The organism is Legionella parisiensis (genome assembly GCF_001467945.1).
Taxonomy (GTDB): Bacteria; Pseudomonadota; Gammaproteobacteria; order Legionellales; family Legionellaceae; genus Legionella; species Legionella parisiensis.
Genome location: NZ_LNYQ01000013.1, coordinates 1,668,161 through 1,681,343, shown reverse-complemented (window position 1 = coordinate 1,681,343; position 13,183 = coordinate 1,668,161). Strand labels below are relative to the sequence as shown.

Here is a 13,183-nt window from a genome sequence, read left to right as displayed (position 1 = left end):
TTTGCTTATCCCTATTAAGTGTATATAATTTAATCAGGTTTCTAATAAGTACCAAGGGAGAAGCGATGAAATCAAAACAGACTTGTTTCTCTGTGTTATGTTCCCTGTTGATGCTTGATAGTTCTTTGTCTATAGTGCAAGCCAGTCCCGCTTCTAATGAAAAAGTTGTTTCAGTCTATTTGCTTATTGATAACCCTGAGCACCTTCAGCATTATGTTAACGATTTGCTTAAGCTCAAAAAACCTAATTTTAATCGTGTTATTTTTTCATTCGTTAGGCCCACCTTGATCGATTATCAGACTGGTAATCTTGCTACTTCGGGCATACTTGGTTATTTCACGGATCATGATGGCAAAGGTGCTCATGCTTTTAATCAGTTAAAAGCAGCAATCAAGTTATCTGAAGAGAAAAATATTCAAACATTCCTTTCTGTAGGAGGCTGGAATTACAGTTGTAACTTTGCGTTAGTGCATCAGGCTTGTGGGCTTGCATCCTCTGACATAAATCAAGCTTTTTATGATTGGTTTCCTGATCCAACTGATCCTGAGCAGGCGTCTAAGGCAAAAACCTCATATGCAAATTTAATCAAGTTAGCGAATGATTTAGGAGTGGATGGTATTGATTTTTACTATGAAGAGTTTTGGCATGCGGATCAATATGCAGTTTCTTGGGGGCCTAGCTCAAGTGGTGAATGGTCAACAGATGCTGCACAAAGTATACTCAATGCAGGGGGACCAACATATGAAAATCTCATGAAGTATGGGACAAATTTTGGCTACTCTTATGTTATGCCTAAAACAATTGATAAAGTAGATGCAATTTTGCATGCAATAATGGATGATCCTGGGGCAAGATATCTCAAATTTTCCGCAGCCGTACCTACTGTCGGAGCTCGTCCAATTACAGGTTTTGTAACTGGAGATAAGTATCCTGATATATATACCAAGGGTGGTCTTTGGTGGAAAGGAAATTTGAAAGGGTTATGGTATAACCTTGTAAATAAAAATGAAGCACTAGTTTCACGCTTCGATAGCTTAGGTTTGATAACCTATGATTTGTGCGGAGATAGTCCAGTTGAATGTGCCCCTTATGCTAATGGGCCTTTGGATTTACCTGGTCAGGTCAGTGCGTACATGAAAGATTATACTAATTGGCTGAAAGCAGAAATCGCTAGCAAACCCAGTTTAAAAATTGATAGCATCGGAAAAGTGACCTTTTTGCCAGCCAAATATCATATTAATGCAAAAATACAATTTGGTTTTGAAGTAAATCAACCAGCCTATCCTAAAAATATTAAGGGTCAACTTCAACTGACAAATCAATTGGTTAATATAATACTTGATCAACAAAAAGACAGTGACGGGGTCATTATTTGGCAAATGTATTCTAAGCAAAATGCTGTTGTACCTGATGCCACTACTGTAAAATATACTATTGGTCAAAGTTGCAAAACCTTTTTAGCTAATGATAGCCGATATGATTGTGATGCGAATTTTCCTAGTGCAGCCAACTAAATCGTTTTAATAGAATTGGATTAACCAAGCAGGGCCTGAATCTCGCTGCGCTTCATCGTGGCTACATTAGTCCTCTTTCCGAACTCTACGGAGATACACAATAGTTACCTGTTATATTTTACGATGTAACCCTGATGCGGCCAGTATTTTTGTTGATATTTCTTCAATGGAATATTTTGTCGAATTAATATAAGGAATTTTTTCCTTTTGGTACATGGCTTCAACTTCATTAACTTCCAAACGACATTGTTCCGCTGAGGCATATTTACTATGGGGTCTTCGTTCTGCACGAATTTGTTGTAAACGTTGTGAGTCTATAGTTAATCCGAACAGTTTATTTTTATAGGGCTTTAATACTTCAGGTAGTTTAAAGCCAATAATATCTTCTTCAGTAAAAGGATAATTAGCAGCTAAAATTCCATATTGAAGTGCCATATATAAGCAGCTTGGAGTTTTTCCGCACCGTGAAACACCGATAAGAATGATATCTGCCTTGTCGTAGCCACGAGTTTTCACCCCATCATCATGAGATAATGCAAAATCTATTGCTTCAAGCCGGTGCAAATAAAGTTTGCTATTACCAACCCCATGAGTTCTTCCGACTGTGTAAGAGGATTTTTCGTTTAGTTCTTCTTCCATGGGTCCAATAAAAGTACTAAATAAGTCAAAGACACGAGCATCTGCTTTTTTGAAGTAATTTCTAATTTCTTGATCAATTAACGTCATAAATACTAGTGGCTTAATTCCATTTTCTTTAAAAGCCTGGTTAATTTGTTGTATGGCATGTTCTGCTTTTTTTAATGAATCAACATAAGGAATCGTGATCCGTTCAAATTTTGTATTTTCAAATTGAGTAATTAAACTATGGCCTAAAGTTTCAGCTGTAATCCCTGTACCATCAGAGATCATAAAAACATAACGTTTCATGAGTTGCCTTGTAAGAAAAAGGATCTATATTCTATTTTAAAATGAATTAGTTAATATCACCAGTAAGTGTACTTATTTAGATCCATCTGCTATCTTAAATTAAAGAAAAGGATATTATAGGGTTAATATGGAACAAGATCGATTCGGCAGTAATAGTAAGCTCTATATTTTAGGCATGATTTGCTTGGTTCTTTGTCTAGGCTTGTTTTTCTATAGTTTATATATTTTGCCGTATCTTGCTTGGGGATTGAACTATAATGTTCCTGACATTGTTTTGACTATGTTGAGTTCATTACAAGATGATTATAATTACACTGTGGGAGCAAGCAAACTTATAGTTTGGTTAATATTTTTTGTGCCCTGCGTGATTACCGGACTGATTTCCTATTTTGTATCTAATTATATTGATAACAATATTTATAAAGCAGAATTGAGAGTAGAGGAAGAGTCAGAGAATGCCCCCCGTAAACAAATTGGTAAAGAAATAAAAGAGTCCGCTGGTTTTGGACTAAAGATTCTTGGTTTGATGATCCTCATTGTAATCGTGATTTTTTTATTACAATATCTTATCCAATCAACATCATAATAAGTGGCAGGAGAGTTTATGGCCTATCTAAAGCGTTGGCAGATTAGAAGAATTATTAAGAAAATAAAAGTCATGCAAGCAAATCGGGTAAATAATCAACCCGGTGATGAAATGCTCAAAAAGGAAATTGCCTACTATTTTGAATTGGCAACCATTTACAATAAATTGAAAGGAAATAGAAAGTTTCCCTATGCATATCTAATGTATATGGAGTGTTATAGAGCAGCTGCAATGCTTGATGATGCAGAAGCGAACTATCAATTAGGGCAAATGATTCTGGAGGAAGCCAAATTCAGACAGAATTTAGAAAAAGAGGGTGTTTTTAAAAGCGAATCTAATTTGAAAAAATGCAATCAGCTTTTTGAAGAGGCTCATGCTTATTTATCAGCTGCAATAGCATTAAACCATATTGCTGCAAAACGATTAAGGGGACTTAGTTTCATTAACGGCTGGGGATTAGAAGCTGATAAGAAAACTGGTTTTGAGTTAATTGTTGCAAGTATTGAGGAAGAAGGTTCCTGGGATAGAGTACCCCAAATCTTTGCATCAATGGGACTGAATAAACCTGAGTTTTTTTCACAAATTATGCAACGTAGAAAATCATCATAAACATTTTATAGCCTGGATGTGTGGAAAAACAGTCGTCCAGGCGATATTAATGTGCTAAATCCTCTATCTCGAGAGTAATCTGTTGCTCCTTAATAAGAAGGAAAAACATCATGTGGTATTAAAATGTTTTTTAATGTATGATTGTTGGTCTATCTTTCTTGATTATGAACAAAATTGGTTCATATTATACTTGATATATGCCATACCAATATAAGAAAAAAGCGCACCGCCTTATAACGCTTAATGAAAAATTATATATTGCTGGCGATTCGATCAATCATTCCTTTACACTGCAGCTAATTCTTGAAATGGATGCAGAGGTAGATGTACCTTCCCTTAATCGAGCAGTTATTCAAACGAAACTTTCCAATCCCTATGTTCATTTGCGTGCAAATTTAAGAAGCTTCAACGCAATTTGGTATGACTCGTTTGAAACCCCTGAAGATTTTGTGCCTATTCAAGTATTAGAGAGGGAATGGGATGGTCATGATATTCAAAGTGCGTCATTTTTTCATGGGCATAAATTTGATCCTCTGAATTCTATGATGCAAGTTACTTACATAAAAGGAGAACGCCATTTTTTGGTGTTTCGTGCTTTTCATGGGCTAATGGATGGTATGGGCTTATATCATTGGGTGAGTGATATTTTTCGTGCCTGGAGAAAGCATCCTTTAACTGGTACAAATTTGACGCTAACCGATTATGAGTTTCTAAGACAAAATAGAGAGATTAAATACCGCCCGAATTTCCCATTGGATTGTATCGCGCCCACAGGTGATACAGGTTTTGCTCATACCCACTATCTATGGCACAAAGTAACTTTACCTGGAAAAATCAATGGGGTAACTGCCAAGGTTTGCCAAATATTGGCGGCTGTTAGTGCGGATCGGTGTGGTAAAAAAGCCCGCTTTATGATTCCCGTAGACTTGCGTTCCCATCTCCCTAATACCAATACTACAGCTAATTTTGCAAACCCCATTTTTATTGAAGTTGATAAAGAGGCAAATTGGTCTCTCATTTACAGTGATATTGTAAAGCAGCTCAGTAGTCAAAATGAACTGCAGATTGGAAAGTATGACGCGTGTTTACGCCATTTACCCGTGGCTTTATTAAAAATTCTTCTTAGTGCATTGATTTATTATCAAAAAAAGAAAAATCGATATATGTTTTCTGGAATTGTATCTAAATTATCGATTAATTTATCTGATTTTAAGTCAAATCAGGGCGGCTGCGCCATAAATGGTTATTTTTTACCCATTAATGTGCCTGTTGCGCCTATTGTGCTTATTGTGACAGAGCATAACAATGCGACGACAATTTGTTTTTCTGTATCAAACGCCCATGCAACACGCGAAGAATGTGCTCATTTGGCGAGCCAATTGAAAAAAATGATTGATGAGCCTAAGTTAGCTTCAGAGAGTAATTTACTTTATAGCGATACGCTATGGCCTGTATATAACAATACATATGTTGACTATCCTAAAGAAAAAACAATTTTCACGGGGATATGGGAAAAAACAACTGAATATTCCCATAAGAAAGCTCTAATTTCAAAAACCAAGGTTCTAACCTATAAACAATTGAATCAGCGTGTTTTAGAAATTGCCGGTTATTTCTCTGATTTGGGTATACGATGCGGAGATAAGGTAGCTATTTATTTATCTAGAAATGAAGATATGGTTTGTTCCATACTGGCATGTTGGTATTTAGGTGCTGCTTATATTCCTATTGATATAAAATCCCCGGTCAATTGGGTTTTGGCTTTATTAGAAGATGCTCAACCTGCTTTAGTGATTGACGAGCAGCATGAAGCATTAAGGCAAAACTATTCGGGACTATGTTCTCATATTCCTTTAAAAATCATGAGTACGACTATGCCAAAGCGAAATGAGAATTCGCTCTCTCAGCTAGCTTACATCATCTATACATCAGGTACCACAGGGATACCAAAAGGGGTAATGATTCATCATGGCCAATTGCTGAATTATATATATTGGGCAGTCGAGATATACCGAACTAATAATCAAGCTTATCATACAGCGTTGTTTACAAGTATCGCCTTTGATTTAACAGTGACAACACTATACTTACCTTTGCTCTCAGGCGGCAGTATAATGCTCATTCCTGAGTCAATTAATTCTCTAGCATTAAAGGAAATACTTACAAATCAATCGATTAATTTTTTGAAGCTCACTCCGTCGCATTTGAGAATGATAAGTAGTTTACCCATAAACGCCCAGCATCAAGTTACTTTAGTTGTTGGAGGCGAAGATTTGCCTTGTAGCTTGGCTCAATTAGTTATTGGAAAATTATCTAATGCGCGAATATTTAATGAATATGGTCCTACTGAAACTACTGTGGGATGTATGATTCATCAATATGACGCTAAAAATGATTTTCAAGGCAGTGTGCCTATTGGTATTCCTGCCGCAAACACACGTATTTACTGTTTAGATAGCACGCTTAAACCAGTCAGACTTGAGGAGGAAGGAGAAATTTATATTGCTGGGAGCAACGTGGGGATGGGTTATTTGAACCAGCCTGAGCTAACGAACAAACGATTTATGAGTGATCCTTTTTTCCCTGGGCAACGTATGTATCAAAGTGGGGATTTAGCGAAGCATCGAGAAGATGGATTATTGATTTATTTAGGAAGAAAGGATCAGCAGATAAAAATTCGCGGCCATCGTGTTGAATTACCTGCAATTGAAAATGCTTTATTGGCAATTGATAGTATTGTACAAGCTGTAGTAACTTTTATAAAACTGGAGTACGCTTCAGGGGCAGAAAATAATGAATTAATTGCCTATGTAGTATCGTATTCAAAAGAGAATACAGTTGATTTACAAAAAAAACTATCTGCGACACTTCCATATTACATGGTGCCAAAGTATTTTATTTTTTTGACTGAATTACCTCTAACTTCCAATGGAAAAGTAGATTATAAAAAATTACCAAAACCTGCCTCCATATTGACTACTCCGCAGTCAAGCAAACATAAGAATTTATTAATCCAAATTCGGCAGTTATTTGCAAACGTCTTATCTTTACCCCTTGAAGTTATTGATAATCATGTTATTTTTGGCGATATGGGCGGCAACTCCATGCAAATGGCTTATATGATTAATGAAATGATTACAAAAATGATTGCTCCTGAGCATCATGTTGCTTTTGCCAATGGATTGGAGCAGTTGCTAATTTGTCCAACGCCGCATAATTTTTATGAGCATCTGTCAAAAATTATTTAATAGTGCTGTAACGCTCTTGCTTCTTCATGGATTGAATGATTTTGAGGAATAGATTAATTGATTTTTAAGGAAATGATGTAAATGAACATTTTAGTTACCGGAGGCAGAGCTCCTGCTACCATGGATATTATGCGTAGCCTCATTAATCAGGGATATGAAGTTTATAGTGCTGAGAGTATGCTTTATCCGCTTGCTCGATTTGTCAAAGGAGTAAAAAAGCATTTTATTATTCCTAAACCAAATTATGACTTAGCTGCATTTTTAAAAGCAATTAAAGAAATAGTGATTGAATATAAAATTGATCTGCTTATTCCTACATGTGAAGAAATTTTTCATATCAGCCAGGGCTACGAGGAGTTATCTCAGCATACCAGGTTGTTCTGTGAGCCTTTTGAACGCTTGAGTCAATTACATAATAAGTATACCTTTAACCAGCTTGTCAGTGAATATGGTTTGAGTGCCCCGCAAAGTTGGCTCATGAACACCGATAAGGACAAACAAGCGCTTCCTGAAGGGGAAGCACTTGTTTTAAAACCTGTTTTTTCCCGCTTTGGTACGCACACGCTAATTAAACCTTCGAAGGAAAACATTTCAGTACTCGCTATTAATGAACCTTATATTGCCCAACACTTTATTCACGGAAAAGAATACAGTGCTTATGCTATTGCCCATAAAGGTGAGGTGCTGATTCAATCGTGTTACCACTCTAAATATCAAGCAGGTCGTTCAACTGGAATTTATTTTGAGCCTGCGGAAATTAAACCAATCATTGAATTTATTAAGACTTTTTGCAAACGCTTCCATTTCAGTGGCCAAATTGCTTTTGATTTTATCTTGGGAAATAATAAAGCTTATGCATTGGAGTGTAATCCAAGAGTAACCAGTGGGTTCCATCTGCTTACAGATAAAATCGATTGGTATACTATTTTAAGAGGAGAAAGACAATATGACATACCCAATATGCAACATATGCAGCCTTATATGCTGGGTCAAGGGATGATGCTTCATTGTTTGAAGTATATACCCAAAAATCCACGCCAATTTATTAAAGACTATCAAAGAGCACATGATGTATTGAAACATAAAGCTTATCCTTGGTTTCGATTAAAAAGCACATTAATGATGCTTAATGTGCTTTTTAGGGCGGTGAGAGTTAAAAAGGGGTTTTATCCTGCCTCAACTTATGACATTGATTTTAATGGAGTTGAAAATCTGTAAATCTTTTAAATCATTTTGATTTTTGCAAAAAAGAGGTTACGTTAAAGTAAATGGGGAAAGTGTTTTATTGCCTATACTTAAAATAGCCGACCTTAAAGGAAATCAAAAATGGAAAAAATACTATTGGGCAGTATTGGATTTATCTTTGTCACACAGGCGCTTGCTCTTCCACCACCGATGGTAAACTCAGATGTCAATAAATCCTTGTTACCATCGCCTTTTCCTGTCTATATTCTAGGCAACCATGGCGTTGTTAATTATCCATATCCTGGTGCGGAGCGTGCTCTTTTACCAACAGATAATACCTACACTATGGCACCTGGATGCTATATTGCATGTTATTCGCATAATACCCATGGTATCTATTCTGTTACTGATGATATATATGTAATGGGACAAATTCGTGTTCAGGGTAAGTATGAAGCACGAATTTGCCAGCCTGAAGGGTATAAAGGGATGGATATCAGTAAGGCAGATAAATTCAAATCTCTCTGCGCTGTGAAATTTAAGGCATGTAAAGATAATGCATGTTGGGCCGGAGGTGATACCGGAGGCTGGTTTGGTATTCAATAGACTGTTTTGGGTATGGGTGAGTCCTTGATTCAAGCTATACGGAATTTGATTTTCCGAGTCTCACAGCATGGAAGTAGTATCAGTTTGAGTATTAGAGTTTTTTACGTTACCCAAGAAATTTATATAAAAGGAGAAGCAACTCAATGAAAATAGCTGTATGTAGCGATACACTCTATCCCGTTAATGATTATGTCGTTGAAGAGTTAAAGCGGTTAGGGCATGAGGTTACCCTATTTGGTGCGATTAAATCACGGCAAAATGAATCGTGGGTTCAAACAGCTGAAATTGCCGCTGAGGCAATACGTCAAGGCGAATGTGATGAAGGTATTTTCTTTTGTTGGACTGGAACGGGAATTTCAATTGTAGCGAATAAAATACCTGGTATAAGAGCAGCTTTATGTATGGATGCTCAAATGGCGAAAGGTGCAAGAATATGGAATCGGGCAAATGTTTTAGCTTTATCCAATCGGCTGTTAACCCAAGATTTAGCAAAAGAAATTTTAGATTCCTGGTTTAATACTAAAACTAATGAAGATGGTGAGCAGATTATTAAGGAAATTGAAGCAATCGAGCAAAAAAATCACTAATTTATCCATCAGTGGGATATGATAGTCGATGAATAATTAAAGAAATAGTTCAGTCAGTGGCAAGTAAAAAACTTTAAGGCATATAGCACCTATAGACTCATTAAAACTTGTATAATTAGCAACTTTCTGGCTAAATGAGAATAACGCCTGATTATAGGTTTTTTTCATGTTAAAACGCGATATATCAACGACTAACATTCTAATTGTTTCTGCAGGGGGAATGATTGGATCAGGGTGGTTGTTTAGCCCGTTTATTAGTGCGCAAATGGCAGGCAGCAATTCATTGGTTTCTTGGGTTATTGCTGCTGTTTTTATGATTTTTATTGCCTTGCCCCTATGTGAGTTAGGAACAATGTTTCCTATTTCTGGAGGCATGTCTAATTATCCAACTTTTACCCATGGGAAAGAGGTTGGTTTCTTATTCGCATGGACATCGTGGTTGTCCTACGTTGTTATGACTCCAATAGAAATACAAGCAATTCTGCAGTATTCAAGTCATTTTTTTCCAATATTAATTCTCAACGACTCAACAACATTCACTCTTTCAGGATATGGTTATGTTGCGGCAATGGCTATCATGCTCTTTGTAGTCGTATTGAACTCTTATGGGATTAAGTTGCTTGTTGAGTGTAATAAATATGCAAGTATCATTAAATTTATATTACCCAGTATTGCAATTGTTTCATTGCTTCATGTTGCACCGACCATGGATAATGTTACGATTAGTTTGTCGGATAAAGAAAGTTGGGTAAATATTTTTACTGCACTTTCTGCAGGGGGTATTGCTTTTGCATTTACTGGATTTCAAAACGGTTTGGTACTTGCAGGAGAAGTAAAAAATCCACAACGCAATATTCCTATTGCTATTTTAGGTGCTGTGCTGATTGGTTTTGTTTTGTATTTTATGTTGGAATTGAGCTTTCTCGCAGCTGTGCCTCAGAAATTTCTAACTCAGGGTTGGCATGCCCTAAGTTACCCAGGAGATAGTGGACCTTTAGTGGGTTTGACTTTGCTTTTAGGTCTGGGTTTCGTGGCAACCATCCTTATGATTGATGCTGCTTTTTCTCCTTTTGGTACAACTTTAGTTTATACCGCTGCGACTTCGAGAATTTTATATGGAATGGCATTAAATGATCATTTACCCAAAATCTTTTTGAAGGTGAATCGCCATAAAATTCCCTATGTTACTCTTTATGCAAACTTATTAGTGGGAATGTTGTCTTTTCTTCCATTTCCCGGGTGGCAGAAGTTAGTAGCTTTTCTTTCTTCTGCAAGTATTTTGTCTTATAGTATTGGACCAATATGTCTTTTAGCGATGCGGAAATTGCAGCCGTTAACTCCAAGACCTTTTAGACTTTCAGGAGCTCTGGTTTGCTCGCATATCGCATTTTATTTTTGTAATTTAATGCTGTATTGGTGTGGGTTTTCAATTATATGGAAGCTGGATATTGCTTTACTTATTGGTATTCTAATTTATTGTGTCTATCATCGTAAAAGCTCCTGGGATAATAGCGCGCTTTTATATTGGTTTTTATTTTATATGGTTTCCATACTTAGTGTTTCTTATATAGGTGCTTTTGGCGGCATTGGTGTTTTAAAGTTTCCCTTTGATCTTTTAAGTTTGTTACCCTTAAGTATTTTTATTCTCCATTCGTCTCAACGATTACTCAGTCCAATGCGACATGAGCATGTTAGCTCTATAGTAGAGGAGTCAACTGAAATATTAGAGGATAAAATTCTAACTTAAAGTTTATTTAATGATACAATTGTTTGTTATTTGTGTTTTTTGGTTTTTGTATGTGGCTGGGATTATTTGACTTCAGATATTTTAGCAGGCGAGCTTTCTTATTTTTAGGTATTTGCTTTTTGTCAGTTTCTTTTGCAATTGAAGTACCAATATATGATTTTTCAATAAAATCTTATTCTCAAAATATCAATGATTATTTGCCTCCAGACAGTGATGACTATGGTACTCCTCTGTTAAAGCGAGAGTATCAAGAGGGGCAGCTACAACAGTTCTATAATCATTATTATTCTGATAGTGTTGATGGGCTTTCTCCTTGGAACGAGAAGATGGTAAATTCTGTTCTCCCTGTGGTTAAAAAAATTGAATTGGAATTATTAAAGGAATTTGACAATCAAAATAAGTCCGATGAAGAACGGCACTTTGCGGAAAATTTTAAAGAACATGATACAGTTTGGCTAAATCGGATCAAAAACAATATGGACTTACCTGCTATTGAGGGGTTAGGATTTAACGAAAAGAACAGGGCTATTGCAGTAAATAATACTTTTGCACGCGCGCTTCCGGATCAAGCGCCGGATTTTTTTCATTTCACTATGCCCGGACAAGGTTTCCCGTTTGATAATTTACAAGAATCAGTGATTTGGGCGGGAACACCTCTCTATGTTTTCATCGTATCACAAGATAAATCCTGGTCATTAGTACTAACTCCAGATGCCTATTTTGCCTGGGTAAAAAGCTCAGAAATTGCATATGCTTCAAGCAGATTTATAGAGGAGTGGAAAAGCGCAGCAAAAAAGGGGCTTGTGGCAATCACTGAAACAGAAGCGAGCATTGTGAATCAACATCATCAATTTCTGTTTGCAGGTTATATAGGTGCTGTATTTCCACTACTTAATCGCAATGAAAATTCTATTTCTATCTTAGTTCCAGTAAAAAATATACATCATCAAGCACTAATTCAAACTGGAATTGTGACATCACAATCTGCAAGTCTGATGCCTCTTGAGGCCTCGAAAAAAAATATGGCTAATATTATGAAACAATTACAAAATCGTCCTTATGGATGGGGAGGGGCTTATTTTTTTAATGATTGCTCACAGGAGTTAAAGAGCATATTTACTCCTTTTGGTATTTGGCTACCGCGTAACTCGACACAACAGGCAAAAATAAGTTCGGGTATTGATTTAACCCAAAATACAGTTGATGAAAGAATAAGCGCTTTGAAAATTCACGGTCATCCTATGATGACGCTCATTTATATTGGCGGCCATGTAATGCTTTATTTAGGAAATAAGTCTATAAATAATCATGATATAGCTGCAATGACCTATCAGAATGTTTGGGGGCTTTCTCCTGAAAGTAAAGATAAACGTTATATCATTGGACAATCATTATTTTTTCCATTGCTTAAATATTATCCAGAAAATCCGGATGTAAGTTCGCTAGCAAATAAATCGTACTTTAAGATGATATATCTTGATGAGCTAAATACAAAAAAAGGCACCACACCAGAAGCGTTTTCACGAAGTTTTATAAAACCTGATAGCCCCCGTTTATTTTTATAAGGATAAAATCTAAATTAGCATATATTTTTTTTGTACTTTTTTCTTTTTAATTTATTTATTTGTGCCAATAACTAAAAGTTCTATTGACCATTGTAGTGTTGCTCATTTACAAAATATCCCTGATTCTTCATCACAACTAATTTTGGTAAATCATATAAAAGGTTTTGAAGCCGTGATAACTGTTTGTAAGAAGTAAGATAACCTATGGATACAAGCATGGAATTCTTTGCCATGCTGGGTAAGGGATGGGTGGCTCCTGTAGGAGAAAAAAAGGAAGGTGATATGAGAACTCCTGCCGGTTTATACCCTTTGGGTGATACTTTTAGTTCAGAGCCTTTAGCACTTAAAATGGATTTTAAATACATTACTGCTGATGATAAATTTCGATAGTGGTTATATAACACATGGGTTAAAGGTAATACAAATGCCAAAAGTTACGAATCTATGCTAATCGATGTATATAGAATAAGTGCAGTGGTCAATTACAATATGAATCCTGTAATCTCAGGAGCAGGAAGTGCTATTTTCATCCATTTTATGGCGATCAATCCATTCTGGAACTCATGGATGCATTGCTATGGAAGAATCTCATTTCTTAAAACTCCTTTA

General features: G+C 36.1%; 11 protein-coding genes. 10 read left to right on the top strand and 1 reads right to left on the bottom strand.

The window, feature by feature from the left end:
• Positions 1-65: 65 nt before the first annotated feature.
• A complete protein-coding gene (locus Lpar_RS13510; RefSeq protein ID WP_058518421.1) occupies positions 66-1,514 on the top strand; it encodes a glycoside hydrolase family 18 protein in 1,449 nt (482 codons plus the stop codon).
• Positions 1,515-1,625: 111 nt separating this feature from the next.
• Here the strand turns inward: Lpar_RS13510 and ppsR are convergent, their stop codons facing one another.
• The gene (gene ppsR / locus Lpar_RS13505) at positions 1,626-2,441 is read right to left on the bottom strand and encodes a posphoenolpyruvate synthetase regulatory kinase/phosphorylase PpsR (protein ID WP_058518420.1); all 816 of its coding nucleotides are present in this window, start codon (positions 2,439-2,441) and stop codon (positions 1,626-1,628) included.
• A gap of 127 nt (positions 2,442-2,568) precedes the next feature.
• Between ppsR and Lpar_RS13500 the strand changes: the two genes are divergently transcribed.
• From Lpar_RS13500 to Lpar_RS18910, 9 genes are all read left to right on the top strand, one after another.
• The gene (locus Lpar_RS13500) at positions 2,569-3,027 is read left to right on the top strand and encodes a hypothetical protein (RefSeq protein WP_058518419.1); all 459 of its coding nucleotides are present in this window, start codon (positions 2,569-2,571) and stop codon (positions 3,025-3,027) included.
• An 18-nt stretch (positions 3,028-3,045) separates the two neighbouring features.
• A complete protein-coding gene (locus Lpar_RS13495; RefSeq protein WP_058518418.1) occupies positions 3,046-3,636 on the top strand; it encodes an SEL1-like repeat protein in 591 nt (196 codons plus the stop codon).
• A 197-nt stretch (positions 3,637-3,833) separates the two neighbouring features.
• On the top strand, positions 3,834-6,884 hold the full coding sequence (locus Lpar_RS13490; protein WP_058518417.1) for a non-ribosomal peptide synthetase: 3,051 nt from the start codon (positions 3,834-3,836) through the stop codon (positions 6,882-6,884).
• An 81-nt stretch (positions 6,885-6,965) separates the two neighbouring features.
• Positions 6,966-8,102 carry an ATP-grasp domain-containing protein gene (locus tag Lpar_RS13485; RefSeq protein WP_058518416.1) on the top strand — a complete coding sequence of 379 codons (1,137 nt, stop codon included), beginning with the start codon at positions 6,966-6,968 and terminating at the stop codon, positions 8,100-8,102.
• 108 nt (positions 8,103-8,210) lie between these two features.
• Positions 8,211-8,675 carry a hypothetical protein gene (locus Lpar_RS13480; protein WP_058518415.1) on the top strand — a complete coding sequence of 155 codons (465 nt, stop codon included), beginning with the start codon at positions 8,211-8,213 and terminating at the stop codon, positions 8,673-8,675.
• 143 nt (positions 8,676-8,818) lie between these two features.
• On the top strand, positions 8,819-9,262 hold the full coding sequence (locus tag Lpar_RS13475) for an RpiB/LacA/LacB family sugar-phosphate isomerase (protein ID WP_058518414.1): 444 nt from the start codon (positions 8,819-8,821) through the stop codon (positions 9,260-9,262).
• Positions 9,263-9,428: 166 nt separating this feature from the next.
• A complete protein-coding gene (locus Lpar_RS13470; protein WP_058518413.1) occupies positions 9,429-11,009 on the top strand; it encodes an APC family permease in 1,581 nt (526 codons plus the stop codon).
• Positions 11,010-11,128: 119 nt separating this feature from the next.
• On the top strand, positions 11,129-12,574 hold the full coding sequence (locus tag Lpar_RS13465) for an SH3 domain-containing protein (protein WP_237759414.1): 1,446 nt from the start codon (positions 11,129-11,131) through the stop codon (positions 12,572-12,574).
• Between the two features lie 216 nt (positions 12,575-12,790).
• Positions 12,791-12,964, top strand: a complete 174-nt coding sequence (locus tag Lpar_RS18910) for a hypothetical protein (RefSeq protein ID WP_156416210.1) — start codon at positions 12,791-12,793, stop codon at positions 12,962-12,964.
• The last annotated feature ends 219 nt before the right edge of the window (positions 12,965-13,183 follow it).